This is a genomic window from Enterococcus mundtii, assembly GCF_013394305.1.
GTDB classification, from domain to species: Bacteria; Bacillota; Bacilli; order Lactobacillales; family Enterococcaceae; genus Enterococcus_B; species Enterococcus_B pernyi.
In genome coordinates, this window is sequence record NZ_AP019810.1 from 1 (window position 1) to 18,977 (window position 18,977).

The 18,977-nt window shown below is 39.2% G+C and carries 19 protein-coding genes; 2 read left to right on the plus strand and 17 right to left on the minus strand.

Annotation, left to right across the window (positions count from 1 at the left end):
* Nucleotides 1–529: 529 nt before the first annotated feature.
* Nucleotides 530–703 (plus strand): hypothetical protein, encoded by a 174-nt coding sequence (locus HZ311_RS00005; RefSeq protein ID WP_010735481.1) that lies wholly within the window; start codon nucleotides 530–532, stop codon nucleotides 701–703.
* A gap of 75 nt (nucleotides 704–778) precedes the next feature.
* Here the strand turns inward: HZ311_RS00005 and HZ311_RS00010 are convergent, their stop codons facing one another.
* From HZ311_RS00010 to HZ311_RS00065, 12 genes are all read right to left on the minus strand, one after another.
* Nucleotides 779–1,018 (minus strand): hypothetical protein, encoded by a 240-nt coding sequence (locus tag HZ311_RS00010; protein ID WP_023519653.1) that lies wholly within the window; start codon nucleotides 1,016–1,018, stop codon nucleotides 779–781.
* A 115-nt stretch (nucleotides 1,019–1,133) separates the two neighbouring features.
* Nucleotides 1,134–2,078: an L-lactate dehydrogenase gene (locus tag HZ311_RS00015; protein WP_034688252.1), complete on the minus strand. Its 945-nt coding sequence runs from the start codon at nucleotides 2,076–2,078 to the stop codon at nucleotides 1,134–1,136.
* Between the two features lie 114 nt (nucleotides 2,079–2,192).
* A complete protein-coding gene (locus HZ311_RS00020; RefSeq protein WP_137072439.1) occupies nucleotides 2,193–2,717 on the minus strand; it encodes a hypothetical protein in 525 nt (174 codons plus the stop codon).
* Entirely contained in the window at nucleotides 2,714–3,058 is a 345-nt protein-coding gene (locus HZ311_RS00025) for a hypothetical protein (RefSeq protein WP_023519656.1), read from the minus strand. Before HZ311_RS00025 ends, HZ311_RS00020 begins: the two co-directional genes overlap by 4 nt.
* A gap of 35 nt (nucleotides 3,059–3,093) precedes the next feature.
* Nucleotides 3,094–3,285, minus strand: a complete 192-nt coding sequence (locus HZ311_RS00030; RefSeq protein WP_019724541.1) for a hypothetical protein — start codon at nucleotides 3,283–3,285, stop codon at nucleotides 3,094–3,096.
* A 162-nt stretch (nucleotides 3,286–3,447) separates the two neighbouring features.
* A complete protein-coding gene (locus HZ311_RS00035) occupies nucleotides 3,448–3,741 on the minus strand; it encodes a hypothetical protein (protein WP_023519658.1) in 294 nt (97 codons plus the stop codon).
* 83 nt (nucleotides 3,742–3,824) lie between these two features.
* Entirely contained in the window at nucleotides 3,825–5,873 is a 2,049-nt protein-coding gene (locus tag HZ311_RS00040) for a beta-galactosidase (RefSeq protein ID WP_178946382.1), read from the minus strand.
* Complete coding sequence (locus tag HZ311_RS00045) at nucleotides 5,870–8,116, minus strand: alpha-galactosidase (protein WP_178946383.1); 2,247 nt, start codon at nucleotides 8,114–8,116, stop codon at nucleotides 5,870–5,872. Before HZ311_RS00045 ends, HZ311_RS00040 begins: the two co-directional genes overlap by 4 nt.
* Before the next feature lie 92 nt (nucleotides 8,117–8,208).
* Entirely contained in the window at nucleotides 8,209–8,646 is a 438-nt protein-coding gene (locus HZ311_RS00050) for a DUF3284 domain-containing protein (protein ID WP_010735471.1), read from the minus strand.
* Between the two features lie 12 nt (nucleotides 8,647–8,658).
* Nucleotides 8,659–9,993 carry a PTS sugar transporter subunit IIC gene (locus HZ311_RS00055; RefSeq protein WP_010735470.1) on the minus strand — a complete coding sequence of 445 codons (1,335 nt, stop codon included), beginning with the start codon at nucleotides 9,991–9,993 and terminating at the stop codon, nucleotides 8,659–8,661.
* A gap of 147 nt (nucleotides 9,994–10,140) precedes the next feature.
* Complete coding sequence (locus HZ311_RS00060; RefSeq protein WP_023519663.1) at nucleotides 10,141–11,184, minus strand: LacI family DNA-binding transcriptional regulator; 1,044 nt, start codon at nucleotides 11,182–11,184, stop codon at nucleotides 10,141–10,143.
* Between the two features lie 215 nt (nucleotides 11,185–11,399).
* Nucleotides 11,400–12,437, minus strand: a complete 1,038-nt coding sequence (locus HZ311_RS00065) for a Gfo/Idh/MocA family oxidoreductase (protein ID WP_178946384.1) — start codon at nucleotides 12,435–12,437, stop codon at nucleotides 11,400–11,402.
* A 212-nt stretch (nucleotides 12,438–12,649) separates the two neighbouring features.
* On the opposite strand from HZ311_RS00065, the gene HZ311_RS00070 reads away from it, so the two are divergent.
* Nucleotides 12,650–13,522 carry a MurR/RpiR family transcriptional regulator gene (locus HZ311_RS00070; RefSeq protein ID WP_010735467.1) on the plus strand — a complete coding sequence of 291 codons (873 nt, stop codon included), beginning with the start codon at nucleotides 12,650–12,652 and terminating at the stop codon, nucleotides 13,520–13,522.
* Between the two features lie 97 nt (nucleotides 13,523–13,619).
* Here the strand turns inward: HZ311_RS00070 and HZ311_RS00075 are convergent, their stop codons facing one another.
* From HZ311_RS00075 to HZ311_RS00095, 5 genes are all read right to left on the minus strand, one after another.
* A complete protein-coding gene (locus tag HZ311_RS00075; protein ID WP_178946385.1) occupies nucleotides 13,620–14,198 on the minus strand; it encodes a histidine phosphatase family protein in 579 nt (192 codons plus the stop codon).
* Nucleotides 14,199–14,457: 259 nt separating this feature from the next.
* Nucleotides 14,458–15,069 carry a TetR family transcriptional regulator gene (locus tag HZ311_RS00080; RefSeq protein WP_010735465.1) on the minus strand — a complete coding sequence of 204 codons (612 nt, stop codon included), beginning with the start codon at nucleotides 15,067–15,069 and terminating at the stop codon, nucleotides 14,458–14,460.
* A gap of 18 nt (nucleotides 15,070–15,087) precedes the next feature.
* On the minus strand, nucleotides 15,088–15,768 hold the full coding sequence (locus HZ311_RS00085) for an ABC transporter ATP-binding protein (RefSeq protein ID WP_023519665.1): 681 nt from the start codon (nucleotides 15,766–15,768) through the stop codon (nucleotides 15,088–15,090).
* A gap of 7 nt (nucleotides 15,769–15,775) precedes the next feature.
* On the minus strand, nucleotides 15,776–16,849 hold the full coding sequence (locus HZ311_RS00090; RefSeq protein WP_010735463.1) for an ABC transporter permease: 1,074 nt from the start codon (nucleotides 16,847–16,849) through the stop codon (nucleotides 15,776–15,778).
* A gap of 282 nt (nucleotides 16,850–17,131) precedes the next feature.
* Nucleotides 17,132–18,976 carry a carbohydrate-binding domain-containing protein gene (locus HZ311_RS00095; protein WP_023519666.1) on the minus strand — a complete coding sequence of 615 codons (1,845 nt, stop codon included), beginning with the start codon at nucleotides 18,974–18,976 and terminating at the stop codon, nucleotides 17,132–17,134.
* Nucleotide 18,977: the final 1 nt, after the last annotated feature.

The window sequence follows — 18,977 nt, forward strand, 5'->3', positions numbered from 1 at the left end:
AATCATTTTTTATTTATTCTAGTTTACATAATATATATTATACAAAGTAGATTCAAATGAAGTATAAACCATTATCAATCTGAATTAATCCGAATTTTACCACAAAACCGATTTTTGGCCCTTCTGCAAAATTTTAAAATTATTTTGCACTTGATTTGTTTATTTTCTATTACTTACCAACCATCTGTTTACAGAAAACTTAGATTTTAAATCTATATTCCTACAATCTACAAAATATCAGATTGACATTCTTGCATCAGATTTCAGTTGGTCTCAAGAATTTTTTATGACTTCGTCAATTTATGTATTTATCATCAACTAATCTATATCAGCCATTTTAATAATATGTTTTGCTAATTTCATATGTTTATTCATGAATCGTATCTTAACGATCTTTTTCTATTATCATTACTTTAAATAACTTAGCTATTTAAGTTCCTTATTTTCCTCGAAAATCACTTTTTTGGTTCTCTTAGGCCAAGTTTAATGTGATATGTTATCTATAGAATAATCACTGTGGTGATAAAAAATGAAAATTGTCAAACTGGAGAAAGAAAAAATCAAACAGTACATATTAAATGAAGCCAATGAACAAGATATGATTGAAATGATCGAGCTGATGCGTGCAAAGAAAGCGATTTTAGACTTAGAAAAAATCGCAATGGAGAAGAAGAAAATCGTTGATAAATTCAACAAATTGTAAGAGTCTAAGCCCTATAGCCTCTTTTTTCTCTATCTACGAATGCCCTCTTCTCCGTTCAAATGTTCTTATAATTCACTAAAAACGGATCACAGAAATATGATAAAAAATAATCCCAATAAATACTCCAAATAGAATATGTAAAACAACAGCCAAAACTAACGGAACAACCTTGGCTCCTTTTTTATCCCAGCTGTACTTTGCTTTCTTATTCTTCCATAGTAAAGAGATAAGTAATAAACTGAGAATCACGATCCATAATAGAAACGCAATACCAACTAAAGGCATTATTTTTTCATTAATAATAGCTATACCCATAAATACTCCTTTCTTTTCTATATACTCTTCTATCATCAAAAAAAACGGGAATAATCGGAAATAATTTTTTTGCTATTCCGATTGTTCCCGTTTTTTGTTCATTTCATTGCTGATGTTAGCGTACAGTATCAAGTACGGCTTTTAATTCACTGACTGATTGATGGAACATTGCTTTTTCTTGAGGTGTGATCGATAGATCAATGATTTCTCTTACCCCATTTTCATCAACGATCGATGGCACACCAGTAAAGATATCTTCTTCACCATACTCGCCATTTAAGTAAGCTGAAACTGGTAGTACAGCTTGTTCATTATTTAGGATGGCTTTGACGATTCGAGTCGTACTCATACCAATACCGTAATAAGTTGCTTTTTTACGGTCAATGATTTCATAAGCTGCATTTTTTACTTTGTCAGCAAGTACGGTTAAATCATTTTCTTCTAAACGATGATCTTTCTCAACATATTCCATGATTGGTTTACCACCGACTGTAGTATGTGACCAAGCAGCTACTTCTGAATCCCCATGCTCACCTAAGATATAACCGTGTACGCTACGTGGATCAACTGCAAGTTTCAAAGCAATTTCTTTTCTGAATCGAGTTGTATCTAAAGTTGTTCCAGTTCCTACCACTCTTGAAGCTGGTAAACCAGATTCTTGCCATGTTAAGTAAGTTAAAATATCGACTGGGTTTGAAGCAACAACGAAGATACCATCAAATCCTGAAGCCATTACTTCTTTAACGATTTGACGAGTGATTGTTGCATTTGTTTTCACTAGATCTAAGCGAGTTTGACCAGGTTTTTGGTTCACGCCAGCAGTTAAGATCACTAAATTTGCATCTTGACATTCTTCATACGTGCCAGACCATACGGAAACGTTCTTTTCGCCCCATGCCATTCCATCTAGTAAGTCTAAAGCTTCTCCTTCTGCTTTTTCTTGGTTGACATCGATTAAGACAAGTTCATTGGCAACACCTTGATTGATCATCGCATAAGCAATACTTGTACCGACAAATCCTGTACCTACGATTACAACTTTACGACTTGTTTTTTTCATGTCTAACACACCTTTCATCCGTTCTTTGTTATTTTCATGAAAATTATAAATCGATTACCATCATTTTTCAATAATATAGAAATTATATATACTATAATTTTTTTTTATAGAAAGTCAATAACGTTTATAGTCAGATTGTGTTCTTCTCACTCTTGGTATTTCTTTACGAGAAGTGGGCAATTCTTTAGTTGAAGGATCATTTGCTTTTGCTAAAGCAGTCATTTGCGGTGAAAGGTTTTTAACTTTAGATCGTAAAGACATAAGTTCAGGTTTTGTTGGTTGATAAGTTTGATGTTCATCAGGTAAAGAATTGGTACTGGATTGTCGTGAAATATAACTAAAATTAGGATCTTCTTCCAAACGAGTAGGAGAAATTTTTAGTTGTAAATCTTCGACATAAATTCTTGAAGAAGGTTTTTTATAGAGTGGATCACCAAGTTTAGGGAGCAAGTTTTTTCTTCTTTCGCTGCGCTTGAGCTTCTTAGCTAACCGCTCCATTTCATTTTCACCAGTAGATTTAGGATAGTTTGCAGCATGATAAGTCGAATAGATGGCTTCGTTGATTCGTTGGAATAACATTTCCCGATATGTATTTGTATTGAATAATCGATGAAACTGATACAGTATAAAGTTCCTCAATCTTTTTGCTCCTCATTCTGGTTCCATGGCTCAAAGACATCACTTTGTCTACTTGCTCGGGCCTTTTCTTTTTCTATATTGCTTTTAACTCTTTCTTCTTGGACTTTATATGAAGCCGCAACTTCTTTTTTAAAATGCCTGCGATCTTTACGAGTCACTCTTTTTATATATTTGAATATTTGCCAAATAATTACGACAAGTAAGTAAACCGTAAAAAAGCCAGAAAAACCAAACTGAATAATAAACGCCATAACAAAAGCAGCAAGCTTACCTGCTTGTCTAGATGGTGAAAAATTTTCCTGCTGTTGCGCAATAAATGTTGAAACCCAGAACATGCCCATTTTCTTTTTCCCCCTACTCCTCTTTGTTCCAGTGATTACTTACTCTTTTTATACCGACTTTTGGCGAGTGCTTGTTTAGATGGTTTCTCCATTTTAGGTTGTGCAACCATTTTTACAGAAATAAAAACACACAAAACAATAACAAAACTTGTGATACCGATGATCATAGATGTGTTATTGATAAAATATTTTGTCAATAATTGAATGATGTCTGTTTGACCAACCACTATGTTTCACCTCCTTTAGACATACAATAAGCAATCATAGTTTATAATGAAAGGCTGGTCCGAAAAAAACTCTTTTTGACTTATTTTGAAAAAATAGAAAAGAACTTGCATCCGTAAGCCTTCAACATGGCTCATGTGGATACAAGTTCTTTTTTTGATTACTTATTCTTTGTGTTTCGTTTTAAAAGCGTCAAATTTTTCTTTCGCTTCTTCTACCACTTCTTCTAGTTCGTCCTTCAAATGATGTTTCTTTGCAGGATGCTCAGACTCTTCTTCCACAGCATTTGAACCAGACATCGCGACTTCTTTTTCTTCCCCGGAGTTGGTCCCAGCTAACGCCTCTTCTTTATTTGTTGTTTCACCTGAATTAGTTCCGGCTAATGCAACTTCATCATCTGTTTTAGGCGCCATTGACCCTCTTAAGCGTTTTTCTTTTTCTCCATCATAATTTGTCATGTTCTCGTCCTCCTTGTTGCTCTGTCTCTATCCTACAACAAGAATAAAATAACTGTCAAAACATAAAGGCGTATTCATTCGTATTAATTTTCTTTCCTTAGAATTTTCACTTCGTAAGGTGCAAACGTTAGTATACCAGTAAGCGTTTGATTTGTTTCGATAGCCAAGTGAGGATCAAGTAACTCAAGTTGTTGCATCTCATCAGAAAAGTTCATTAGAAAGTAATAACTCTGTGTCCCATCTGTTCGCGATTGAATCGATACTTTTGGATGTGATGCCTTAACGATTCCTTGTTGCAACGCTAATTTTTCGATGATCGGTTGGTAAAATACTTCTAAAAAAACGAGATTGGTACGAGCCGCTAAATAATAAGCAGTCCCCTTCCCTAAGCGATTTTCAACTAAAGCTGGCGTACCAGTATAAAAGTCCTTTTGGTAAGTAGCCCTCACCTTCCCTGTCGTTTCTTTGACGATACCACAGTAGTCTTTTGTTTGATACGTTTGTTCCTTGTAAAGGATTTGATTGTGTTCACCTGGATAAAGCGTATCAAGCTCTTTTGGCAAGACACCAAAAAGTGTTTGCAATACTTGTGACCATTCTCCAAGATGTAACCGATCGTGTTCATTGACCATTCCGGTAAAATAGCTACCAATCAACGTACCACCATTTTTGACATACTCTGAGAGTGCAACCATTGTTTCTTCCCGCATCAAATAGAGCATTGGTGCAACGACTAAAGCATAATTAGAGAAGTCTTGATTTGGCGTCAAAATATCAACAGCGATATCTCTTTCCCAAAAGAATCGGTAATGTTCTTGTAGTGTTTGGATATAACGACGAGTTGGACGACCAAAACCACCGCCTCTTTTTAATGCCCAATTGCTTTCCCAGTCAAATAAAATAGCGACTTTTGCCTCTGTTTGTGTACCTTTGATCGAAGACAAAGTGTCTAATCGTTTTCCGTAAGCCGCTACTTCTTGGAAGACTCGATTGTTTTCTGAATTGTCATGTTCGATCACCGCCCCGTGGAATTTTTCGGAATTTCCTAGTGATTGCCGCCATTGAAAATAGAGTGTGCTATCTGACCCATGTGCCAGTTGTTGCATCCCACTGAGCAGGTGCATCCCTGGCTTCTTCGCCTTGTTGAATGCGTGCCAATTCACGTAACTAGGCGTCGATTCCATCACGAGAAACGGTTGTTTCTTCAATGAACGATATTGATCGTGGACGTAAGCTGATTTCATGGCGGTCACATGTAAGGATTCGTACGGGTTATGCCAGTCGGGGTAGCTATCCCAACTGACGATATCTACAACTTCAGCAAATCGGGAATAATCAAGTCCTTCCAAGGGAATAAAGTCATGTTGATCATGGCCTTCTGCCATAAAATTAGTCGTTACTGGGATTGCTGGTGTGAGTTCTCTGATCGGTTCGATTTCATGAAAAAAGAAATCGATCGTCCGATCTGTCACAAATCGTTTCCAGTCTAAGTCCATGCCATGTACTTTATGTTCTCCAAGAGGCGAAGGTGGTACAACTTGTGACCAACTGGAATAATCATTACTCCAAAATGTCATCCACCAAGCGTCATTCACCGCTTCTAAGGTTTGATATTTCGCTTTGACCCACTCACGCCATTTGGCTGCACAAAGTGGACAGTAGCATTCTCCTGAGTATTCATTACTGATATGCCACAGCAATAATGCCGGATGGACACCATATCGTTCAGCTAAACGCCGATTGATTTGCTGGACTTTTTTTCGATAAATAGGGGATGTGTAGCAATGGTTATGGCGAAAGCCATGATGATGCTTTTGTCCTTTTGCATTCGTTCGATTCACCTCTGGATATTTTTCACTCAGCCATTGCGGTCGTCCGCCACTTGGTGTGGCCAAGATCACACGTCCTTGACGTTTGTGCATCTCTTCAAACACTTTATCCAACCAGTCAAAGTGATAAACCCCTTCTTCTGGTTCTAATGTACTCCATGAAAAGATCCCGACAGTTACGGTATTGACATGTGCTTTGTCCATCAACTCAAAATCTTTTTTCAAAACTTCAGGGTGATTCAACCATTGTTCCGGATTATAATCCCCACCATGGAGTAAACGTGTGTCATTATAAGTCTTCACTTCATTTCCCTCCTTTCTACCAAATGATAGACGAATGATTGACAGTCTCCTGCAAGTTGGTACGTCGTATGGTTGGCTCCATTGAACAAATGTGGTTTTTTCAGACCAACATTCATCAGGAAATGACCGCTAATCGTTTCTTTTTCATTGATTTGATAATAACTATCCTTATTCAGGCATTCTGGAAGTGGTAAATATGCCTGTGCAGCTGGATTTGCACGTCCTAATTTTTGATAAAAACCAATGATTGCTTCTGACCGATCGTGATTAAATACCCCCCAACAAATTTCATTATCATACGGATGATTTGGCAAGATCTGGAGAAATTCACCATGAGTCAGCAACTGACGATGGGCTTTGTAAAAAGTGATCCGGTCGCTGATCTGTTGTTTTTCTGCTTCTGTCAAAGTCAATAGGTCTAATTCATAGCCTAAAGGCCCAAACATGGCTACATCTTGGCGGAATGATAAAGAGGTCTCACGTAATACTTGATGATTCGGAGAAGCAGAGACGTGATTACTAAAGCTAGAAAGGGGGTATCCTGCCATTGTTCCGCTAAGAATACTTAAGCGTTCCAACCCATCACTGGTATCACTAGGCCAGATTTGCGGACTATAAAATAAGATACCTAAATCATATCTCCCTCCCCCGCCAGCACAACCTTCAATCAAAAGATCAGGATAGCTGGTCAATAATTTACCGTAAAGCGTGTAGACGCCTTGGACATAGCGATGGAAAAACTCCTGTTGATGCATCCCTTGTTTTTCTAAATAAGCGGAATAGGCTTCAGTAATATTGCGGTTCATATCCCATTTGATATAAGTTAAATTCGTTTCTTCGATGATATTTGCCATTTGCTCATAGATTCCTTCAACAACCGCCGGATTCGCAAAATCAAGCACATATTGTCCACGTCCCACCGAGATACGTGAATAGGGATGTTTCACCACCCAATCTGGATGTTTTTCCAATAACTGACTATCAGGAGAGATCATTTCAGGCTCGAACCACATGCCGAATTGAAGACCAATGTTTTTGAGCTTTGTTGCAAAGGAAGCCAAACCGTGTGGGAATTTTTGCTTATCAGGCGTCCAGTCACCTAATGAGGAACGATCATTGTTTCGTTTGCCGAACCAGCCATCATCTAAGACAAAACATTCCATCCCTAATTCTTTTCCAATGGTCGCAAGGGACAAGAGTTTTTCCTCAGTAAAATCGAAATACGTTGCTTCCCAGTTGTTGAAGACGATTGGCCGTGGCGTGTCTTGCCATTGACGATCAATCAGATAGTTTTCGATAAAATGTGTCAATTGTTTGGCAAGACCATTCATACCTGCAGCGCTATACATCAAGACTGCTTCGGGTGTCGTAAAGCTTTCCTTAGGCGCTAATGCCCAAGTAAATTGTGTCGGATGGATACCGATCATCACTCGCGTTTTATCCCATTCATCCACTTCTGCTTGAGCGAGAAAATTACCGGAATAAACGAGATTCATTCCATAGACCTCTCCTTGATCAAGCGTTGAATTTTGATGTTCTAGCCGGATAAAGGGATTATGCTGATGGCTACTTGCACCTTTTAGTGAGCCAATCGCTACGACTCCTTGTTCAAGCGGTCGTTTCTTTTCATGCCGTTCTTTTAACCAAGCACCTGAAAAATGAGTGAAATCATATGCTTTGGTAGAAAGATTCAAGACCCCTGAAAGCATGCGATGGATCTGTAACTCTGCCTCAGATTGATTGATCAGCGTCTGACTTTGTACAATGGCGGTGGAATCGTAAAATAATGTGTAATGAAGTATTAGTTCTAACTGACGTTCCTGATCCATTAATCGCAATGAGAGTGTTTCAGTTTCTTCCTCATTCCCATAGGTAGCGGGACAGTTTAAGGTTCTTTTCTTGCCTTTTTTAGTCGTGGCTTCGACAAAGCGGAAATCTGTGTAGTAAGGCGTTTTGTTGCTTGAAAGTTCGATCGCGCCTTCTTTGAAATCAGAAGAACCATACACAGGATATGCTTGTGGATGATCAGTCAACGTAAAGTTAGGGTCATCTTCAAAAAACTTGACTGTTCCAGCAGATTTATTTTGATCTGTGACCAAGTAGTCGATTTCTTCGACAGATAAGCCATGTAAAGGTTTCCCGTAATAAATCTGCTCGATCTGTCCATTTTGCATGACATGGAGAATAAAGCTAACTTGCGAATTATTCATGTGAAATATGCGGTTATTTAATTGTTCAATCATGGAAGGCAACACCTCTTAATTTTTAGTTAGTAAAACAGACAAGGAATGAAGAGAACGACGTTTTGTTCCTCCATTCCTTGTTTATGGAGAAATCAGAGCTTTTGTATCAAATAATTGACTCTTTTGGCTAACTGACGATTGTAAAAGAATTTATAAAATGGCAGGACAAAAAGCAAACTCAGCTGCGTTTTGGCATCAACCAGTTCATTTCTTTCAGAATAATACAATGTGAACTGCTGCTCATCATGACGTTTCAGTTGGTAGGTTTGAATGATTTTTCCACCGGAGTAATCAGTAGTCATTTCAAGTAGTTCATCTTTGACTAAACGTTGGATCGTTAGCGTACTTTCGACAGTCGCTTGCCCTAGTTTTGTTTGAAGCGCAGTCGTGACGGCTGCTCCTTCTGTCAGCTCGGTAATTGAAGAGTCCTTGCTGTGAAAATAGTTTAATTGTTCTTCAAGAAGTACTTGGTAAAAATGTGCGGGGTGTGTCGGTATTTTCTTTCGGTAGTTCAAGGTATCGATCCGCATACGAATCACTCCCTACTGTTCTTCTATGGTGATTTTTCCATCCATCAGTTGGTTTTCTTTTTCTTGTTTCACTTGTTGGCGTTCTTCCTTCAAATATTCACGGTCCATTGCAACTAAGAAAGGCACCCAGATCAGTGTCATCACAACTACTGTTACGATTTGTAAAAGTGCGCCGGTGATCGAACCAGTTCCTAACCACCCTGACAGTAAAATCGGCGTCGTCCAGACAACCGTTGCCCCGATTGGACGAGGAACGAAGCCGAAGTAAATCGCAAAGTATGAAATCGTGGTAGAAGCTAGTGGCGCTAGAATCCAAGGGATGAATGCTATAGGGTTCAGCACGACGGGCAGTCCAAAAGTCATTGGTTCTGATACATTAAAGATCGCTGGCGCCATGATCGTTTTCATCGTTTTCTTCATTCGGATGGAGCGAGCAATAAAGAACGCCATCGTGATCGAAATACCAAGTTGCATTCCTTGATTGACGAACACCCCCATAAAGGTCGTATTGATGATATGTGGCAACTGCTCAACGCCATTTTTATATGCTTCAAAGTTTTCGATGGCTAAAGCACCCATGATTGGATCAATCACTGCATTGATGACTAACGTGCCATGGATACCGAACCACCAGAAAAGTTGCGTAAAGAAAACAGCGATCAATACAGCTGGTAAAGTTCCGCCAAGTCCCATCAAAGGTTGTTGCAACATCTGATAAACGAAATCGACTGCATTTCCCCAGGTGGTAAAAGTAAATAGATAGCGGATGATGTTGAATAAAAACAAAGGAGCAGCTCCAGGGATGATGGCCACAAAAGATTCAGCAATCATCGGCGGTACAGATTCTGGCATTTTGATCGTAAACCCTGAGCGACTGATCCGGCTATAGATTTCTGTAGCGACGATTGCTGTCAAGATACCCACGAACATCCCTTCAGCGCCTAGCTTCGATAAAGGAATAAACGTACCCATGGTTTCATCGCTCCCAAACGGTAACAGCATGATGAAACAAGAAAGTGAAATGGCACCAGCAAAGATTTGTGGTTGTTTGTAGTGCCCAGCCAATTGATAACCAATCCCAAATACAATAAAAAGTGCAGAAATACTCATTGTCGCATTGCCAACAGGACCAAAGAACTCATTTAAAAAGGTATTGAATGCTTCTGGCAGAAAAGTAGCGAAGCCAAATGTTGTTGGCAAATTTTGGATAATGATCATGATGGAAGCAAACATTGTTGCGGGAAAAGCCATCATAAAACCATCTCGGAGACTGAGTAGATATTTATTATTTGCGATCAGCGTTGCAGCGGGCACCATTTTTTCAGCTAATTTATCGACAAATTTCATGTGGGATAACTCCTTTTATTTAATATGTGCAAACGTTTACTTGGTGAGTATAATTGTTTACTTAATGTTTACACAAGAGAGAACACAAAAAAAGTTCGAGAAAGAGAGATTCTCGAACTTTTTCAAGGGTTAAATGTGCAAAATGAGTTAATCTAAAAGCGGACTGTCCTGTCCGATGGAATCTCGTAAGACGAGTTCACTGTGACAGATCACACGAATCGGCATCGTTCGTTCTTTTAACATGCGTTCCTTCGCTAAGCGTACAGCTAAACGCCCCATTTCTTCCGGATTTGCCTTGATACTTGATAAGCTTGGTGTCATGAATTGAGCCATTTCGATATCATCAAAGCTCACGACAGCAATATCATCAGGGATTTTTTTATTTGCTTCACTGATTGCTTTATAGACACCTACTGCCATCGGATCACTGGCGACGATAACTGCTGTGGGCGGTGAGGATTGCGCCAATAACTCTTTGCCTAAACGAAGGCCATCTTCAGGTTTCCAGTTTCCTTGATAGGTGTTGGCATAATGTGGCAGGCCATTTAATTTCATCCATTTAAGGTAAGATTCCGCTCGGATCTCTTCTTTGTTTTTATGAACTTCACCGTTTTCAGCTACTTGACTGCTGTATCCACCGATAAATGCGATGTTTCGATGGCCTTTCTTATAGAGAACTTCTAATACTTCAACGGTTTTTTGTTGGAAGTCGGTTTGGATACAATCAAATTCCTCAGAGTTCGAGTAATTATCCACCAAGATCAAGTTGGGATTGATTGTAGCGATTTTTTTCGTTGCTTCAATCGTCATTTCACTGATCATGATCACTGCACCATATTTCGCTAACTCTTTCCATTCTTTATGGGCATCTCTCATATGGAAAGCACGGATCGTGCGAAAACGCCACTTTGCTGCTTCTTTTTCAATGCCACCACGGATTTTGCGAAAATAGGGATCATCTAATTCTGCTTCTTCTTGATGTCGAACGATCAAGGCAATCGTCATTTCATCTCCTAAACTTCGACTGCCGCGTTTATTTTTATCGACAGAATAATTTAATTGATTGGCAATTTCAATCACACGTATCCTCGTTTGTTCGTTGATGCTAAATGTGGGATCTTCATTCAGGATACGGGAAACACTCGCTGCTGAAACCCCAGCGATTTTTGCGATATCACGTATAGATGCCATTTACTCACCTCTTGTTTACTGTTTACTAAATAGTAACAGAAAATCAAACAAAAGGCGAATGAAAATTTAGCATTTGCTCTTTGAGAATTTGTTGTTGCATTGTGTGAATCAGTGGGCAGGATAAACGAAAAAACCGTAAATCATCCTTTGGATTTACGGCTCGATTCTTTCATTACTTGGAAAAAGAGTATCCCCTTTTGGATGTAACAATATCCTTAATTTTCAAATGCAGTTTTTGCTTCTTCAATCTGTTGGATACCTGTTTCTAATATTTTCATTTGTAATAACGTTTCTTCATCTTTTACGATTTTTTCTGCACCATTGATCAACGTTTCGTAGATTCCTTCGTACACTCGGCGATAATCTCCGACTTCAGAAACAACTTTCTCTTCATGATAAGTTCCTTCTTTATCAATATAGGTCAATACACCATAGTGTTCCGGTTGATCAATCCCGAAGTCCGCGTTTTCAGGCATATAGAACATTTTCAAGTGTTCTTCTTGTCGGTCTTTTGTTTGTTTGACAAACATCCCTTTTTTGCCATAGGCAACAAAACTAGGACGTTCTTTGATACGGAAATAACTTGATTTGATCGAAACTTTCATTCGACCGTAGTAAAAGTCTAAATCAAAGTAATCATTCATTCGGCCGGTTCCTAGTAATTGACGGACATCGTAACGGATATCATCTGGTTCACCAAAATAAGAAAGGACCTGATCCACTGTATGACAAGCATGGCCATATAAGTAGCTGTTGGCAACTGAAAATTCCTTTGTACCCTCTGGGATTTCTGGACGGAAGTAGTCATAGTGCATTTCCACTTCTAAAATATCACCAAGCTTTCCACTTTCGATCACTTTTTGGACAGTCAAAAAGTCCGAATCAAAGCGGCGATTTTGATAACATTGGATAAATAGTCCTTTTTCCGCTGCTAAATCGAATAATTCTTTTGCTTCTTTTGAAGTTTCTGCAAAAGGTTTTTCGACTAACACGTTCTTGCCATTTTCCAAAGCAAGTTTGGCGTATTCTGCATGAAATTGGCTTGGTGTCGTGATGACTATTAATTGGATTTCAGGATCATTCCACAGATCAGACAATTGATCGGTATATTCGATCTCATCAAAAGTTTCCCAAATTGGTGCTGATGGAGAGTAGATTTTTTTGACGTTGATTTTGTCTGGTAGCCTTCTTGAGAAGGGTAAATGATAGCGATTGGTACTTTTACCATTACCTAAATATGCGATTGTTAACATGTCGTTTCCTCCTACTTTCGAATGATTTCTTTTCTTGAGTATAGCGCACAATAGGTAAAAGAAAGCCGACTCTAGTTTTTTTGGTAGAAATGTTCAAAGAAATTGAAAGAATGTCGATATTTTTGAAAAAGATGTTCAATCTTAGACTACTGTAAAAAGAAGTGGTTATTTTTCTAGTTATTCAGTAAGATAGATTTGGAGGTGTGTGATGGATGCTTATCGAAGAAAAATTAACCCAACAAGAAACATTTACTACAAATGAAAAACGGATCGCCGATTATCTGCGGATGAATTTGGAAGCAGCAGTTTATATGACGATTGAAGAGCTGGCAAAGGAGACCTATACCTCCCATTCCGCCATTATCCGATTCTGTAAAAAAATCGGCTATAGCGGATTTAAAGAATTTCGCTTTGAATTAGGACGAGAAGTCCACCAACTGGTTGCTCAGTTCAATCAAGTCATCGATCCTAATTTTCCTTTTACCGTTGATGATGATGCGAAGATGATTGCCAAAAAAATGGCAGATCTATCCATTCAAGCTATCAAAAAAGCGCAATTTCAAATGGAAGATCAATCGTTAGAAACCATCGCGACTGTTTTAAACAAAGCAGAGCGCATTTTCTTATTTGCAAAAGGTGATTCGCAAACAACTGCTCGGAAATTCCAAAATAAATTAGTTAAACTAAATAAGTTCTTGATCTTAGCCGAAGAATATAGCGATTCGTCCTGGAATGCGGCTAATTTGACGGAAAATGACTGCGGGATTTTTATTAGCTATAGTGGACGCATCCATCATTACGAACGTATTCTTACCTATCTAGCACATATTGGCGCACCTAGTTTATTGATCACAGGAAATGAACAGTCTGAAATGGCAAAGAAAGCAGCCATGCGGTTGGTCGTGTCTCAAGAAGAGTATGATTTTGCGAAAGTTGCTACATTCTCTTCTCAAATTGCCTTCGACTATGTCTTGAATACCTTATACTCCTTGATGTATACGCAAAACTACCAAGAAAATTTATTGAATTTGAAAGAAAAACAAGAGTTGATCCAAAAAGGATTGTTAAAGGAATACAAGAAGTAAGCGTTGTAGTAACAAAATAATAGCCCAAAGACTGAATCCTTCGTTTCGTCTTTGGGCTATTAGTATGGGCGTATAAAACTTCATTCATCAAAAAAACTTAAAATTGATGATTGATCGCCTGGATGAATGAAAATTGACGATCGCTATACTCGAATTCTAAAATACAACAATTTGAAAATTTTATCTTGGCCACTTGCTTATAAGGCAACCATTTTTGAATGAATAAATACATGGCACCAACATGGCTAACTGCTAACACGCTTTGGTGCTCTTTTTCCATGATGTCGATCAAGGTCGTGTTCATTCTTTGTTGGAGTTCTTTTGCCGACTCACCGCCATAAGGAACAAATGAATCACCATAGGAAGTTTCGCCAACTGGTCGTTTAGGATTCAATGCTTCACTTTCTCCCTCAAATCGGCCAAAGTTCCATTCTTTTAACCCTTTACATCGCTGATATTCTTTTTCCCCGATAATGATTTCTAGCGTATCAGAAGCTCGTTCTTGTGTGGATGAATAATACGCATCAAAGGTGATTTGATTGGTTTCAAAATAGTCTCTTGCCACCTCTGCTTGTCTGATCCCAGCTTCTGTCAATGGAGAGTCACAAGCCCCTTGGATTTTCCCTAATTGATTGAACAAGGTTTGACCATGACGCATGAGATAAAGTTTTTTCATTTAAAGACCTCCTGTTGGTTTGTATATGTATCTTCATTATTTAGTATAGTCTCTGGAGTAAACTCCAAGTCAATAGAAAACCTATTTTTTTCGATGAGGTGGGGATAAAAGTTGTCTTGACTTGAGATGATCAATGCTCCAGATGTTTACCATCAAGCTTTAATCATGGTTATTCAGCTATTGTATAAAAAAGAAGCGCCTACTCCCAATTACAAAGAATGATGTGGAAGTAGATGCTTCTTTTTATTTATAGACTTGTCTAACTATTAGCCTTACTCTTTACCCCTATCTCTAGCCATTTGACTTTATAGCGGAAATCCTCTACTAGTTCTTCAGCTGTCCATTGGTTGATCATATAATCTGTCAAAGAATTCATGACAAGAGCCATCACGAAATATAAAAAGCTGATGGCTTCTTCTGTCGTAGCCATGACGATCTGGTTGATTTTTAACAAATCAAGCCATTGTTCAACCATCGATGTGTCACCTTGATCATTTGAACGCTTCGCTGAACCTAGATCGTTTGCACGTGTGAGTAATTTGATGGATCGCCAATAAGAACTATCTTTACTTAGCTGTCCACACCAGGCGAGATATTCTTCGATTCCTAAGAAAAAATGATCTCGATTTCGATTGATCGAAGCGATGATATCTCCATGGACTTGATTGGAATAGTTTCGGACAGTAAACGTATACGCATCTTCTAAATCCTGAAAATATTTGTAAAATGCACCACGAGACATCCCCATTGCTTCAACGATTTCTGAAACTTTGACTTGGCTGATGTGCTGATCATAAAATGTATCTAATAAAATCTCTAAGATCCATTGCTGTTTTTCTTTGGAAATATTGAAAAATGTTTCTTTTGGCATAAACACTCTCCTTACTGCTTAAGCTTTAGCTTGTTCTTTTAAATAGCCGTCTTCCATGCGATAGACACAGTCGCTCCACTGGATCATCCGAGAATCATGCGTGACCATGACGGTCGCTTTTTGCTTCTCATGGGCTTCCTTGACTAACAATTTGACAACTTCATAGGCATGATCCGTATCTAAGCTTGCTGTGGGTTCATCCGCTAAAATCAAGCTTGGGTCATTGAATAAAGCCCTTGCGATCGCTACTCGTTGTCTTTCTCCACCGGATAAATCTTTTGGATAACTGTCTTTTAACTCATAGATATCCAATGATTTCAGCAATTCGTCGATTCGCTCATCCCCTGCTTTTTTCTTAGCGACACGATCGACTAAGTAAAACTGTTCTTTGACTTTTAGGAAAGGGATCAAATTTGAACTTTGTAAAATGAAGCCAATTTCTTTAAAGCGTAAGTCTGCTCGTTTTTTTTCATTTAATTCAGAAAACGAATGACCGTTAATGTGAATTTCACCTGAAGTAGGTGTTTGAAGACCACCAGAGATGGTTAAAAATGTACTTTTCCCTGAACCAGAAGGGCCGATGATGCTGACAAATTCTCCTTGTTTCACTGAAAAATTGATTTCTTTTAGTGCAGTCACTTCTGTTCGGCCGTTGCCGAATTTTTTGACGATATTTTTCATTGTCAAGATTTCTTTCATTTTTCTATTACCCTCCTATCGCAATAACTGGATCAACTTTAGCGACTGTCCGAATGGAGAATAGCCCACCGATCATTGCTACGAGTATCAATATCCCACTATATAAAAGCCACTGAGGCCACATGATCGCGAAAGGCATGGCAGTCGGTAAGATCAAACTAGTCAAGAAAGCAAGCCCTACTGCGAATGCTACACCAACCACTCCTACGATGAATGCTTGTGCTAGTAAGGAACGGGCGATAAATGAATTTCTGATCCCTTGTGCTTTCATCACACCGAAAATCGCTGTTTTTTGTAAGGTGATCACATACATAAAGATGCCTACAACTGCTGCAACAACGACAAACAAGAAATAAATCATCGCATTCAATGTCATGTTTTGTGCAGAATAACCTGGGAGACTTTGAATAAAGTCGTCAATCGACAATTTTTGTAATGTTTTTGATGCCCCATCCGATTGGATAGTGGCAGCTTGTTTCGTGACAATGGCATTGATCGGCTTCTTCTCATCCGAAGCAAAAGGCTGATCGCCAAATTTCAACTGTGTCCATGTATCAAGGTCTGTATAAACGACCGGCCCCACCGTGTAATAAGTTTCAGGGAAGATCCCAACGATTGTTAGTTCTTCATCATAGCTACCGATTTTGATTTTTTTGCCAATCGAAAAACCTAGATCTGCCATATTTTTGGAAATAATGATTTCATTTTTTTGTTTGAACATCTCGCCTTCTAATAAATCAGGCAATAAGAACGCATCGCGTGTCGTCCCAAATACAGTGATATTTTCCTTTTCTTCTGCTTTGACTGCTCCGCTGAATAAGCCAATAGGCGCTTTGTCTTTTGCGTCTACTTGATCCAGATCTTCTCTCGTCAATTGAGAGGCAGCAAAGACTTTATTGGCATCTTCTGATAGCACGATTTCTTGTGCTTGCCAGTCAACAATTGCTTTTTTGAACTCTTCGGAGAGTCCACTTGCTAAACCAGTTAACATAAACACAACATAAGCGATCAAGAACATGATTCCAATAATCAGCCCATAGCGTAGTTTGGCATAGCGCATTTCTTTTATCGCTAAAAACATTTTTTTGATTCCTCCATTTCGATTTCTTCATGAGTGACAAAGTGTCACTGGATAAAAGTATAGCGCTTGTGCATCCAATAAGTCAATTGCTTCGTCTGATAAATTCGTTCATAATATTAGTATTTTTAAGAAAAAAACACACTAGATAGCCATATTCTATGTGACACAAGCGTTTGCAATCTGTTACGAAAGTAGTGATGAACAAAAAAATGATCCCAAAAATGGCGCTTGTTCGCACGCTATTCTTGGGATCACTATCCTTCGTTCTCTTCGGTGATGGAACTAAAAACCTCCTGGCCCCATTTGACCAAAGGAAACTTCTTCCCCAGATTGAGAAATCGTCATTGACGTATCTGCGAAGCTGAACGTGCCTAAATCTTCTGCATCACTGATTGATAGTTGTTCACTAAAGCCATTCGTAAGTTCAGCTTGAGTCGTGCCACCGGTAGCAATCGTATACGTTTCCCCAACTGCAAGCTGTGGTGACGAGACTACGATTGTTTGATAATTTTTAGCAGGTTGATACGCAATCACTGCTTCCCCTGCGGTTGTTTGCAAACTCATGAGTGTATCTGCTTGTTGAACAGTGTCATAGCTGATCGCTACTGTCGCTTGAGTAGAACTATCACTGACGGTTTGCGCCATCCCGCTTGAACCAGCAGCGACAAATGTCCCGCCTGTTAGAGTAAATGTCCCACCATAATCCAATGCACCATTACCACCATTTACGGGGCCGTCAATCAGCATCGTACCGCCAGACATCTCAATGTTCCCGTTGCTGTCTAAACCGTCGCCTTCTGAATCAACGTAGATTGTCCCACCATTGATCTTGACTTCTTTGCTCTCATCCGCCTCATCCGGTGGACCACCAAAGCTGTCAGCGCCAAACTGTCCAGTGGTCGTTTCTGTGTCACTGCCACCACCAGCATTGATCCCGTCATCACTAGCAGTAACATATATCTCTCCGTCATTGAAGGTGATGACTGCTGATTCAATTCCTTCATAGGATTGCTGGATGTCAATTGTGCCGCCATTGAAGGTCAATTCGTTGTCTGTATGAATCCCATCATCTCCAGAGCTTAATGTGAGTGTCCCGCCTGTTATTTCCGCACTGTTATTGGTATGGATACTGTCATCGGCGCTCTTGATGGTATAGTTTCCGCTACTGATCAACACATTATTCCCGGCTTTTAGGCCTTTGTAACTTTCATTTGTATCTAAGTTCGTGCTATCGGCTCCGTCGGCCGTCTGGATCGTGATTTCTGCTCCTTGGCTACGGATGGATGTTTCTGCTTGGATGCCGTCTCTTCCACTGTTTATATTGAAAGTCCCGCCGTCGATCGCAACAGCACCTTTTGTCTCGTCCTCTGTTCCATTTGCTTGGATGCCATCCCCTTCTTCGGTGGTGATCTGATAGCTTCCACCTTTGACCGATACCGCATCTTTTCCTTTCAATCCGTTATTTTTTACATTGATCTTATAGGTTCCAGAGATCAAGACTAAGTCATCTTTGCTACGAATCCCGTTACTATAATTGCCATCGACAGTCAATGTGCCAGTACCATTGATCGTCAAATCTTCTTTGCTGTACAATGTGGCATCTGGCTCAGTCTCATTTTCAGTAAGTGTATATGTCTTTCCATCAGCTAAGTGATTTTCAGTGTTGTCTGCTAAAGTCACTATCGCTTTTTCTGTTTGTTGGATATCAACAGCCGGTCCGTTAGAGTTGATGATCGTTACACCGTTGAAAATCAGGTGGACGTTTTCTTCTTTCGGCACGTTCACGATCAATGGCCTATTAGTCAATGTTCCGCTGAGAACATAAGTCCCTCCTTGCGTGATCGTTACTTGTTTATCAGAAACTTCGACACCTTCTCCTGTCACTTCTGTCTCCTCCCCTAATTGGATGTCGACAGCGGAACTTTCCTCATAGCTAGTTGTTAGATCTTCTGTCTCATAATTACCGAACGTCGTTTCTGATTCCGTAGATGTCGTATCTGTCGAGAGATCTGTCACTGTACTTGTATCTGTTTCCTCTGTGCTAGTTTTACCCGAAGAAGCTGAGTTTGCTGAGGAACAGGCTGTTAATAAGAGGCTGGTAGCGATTAATGAATAGAATTTTTTCATG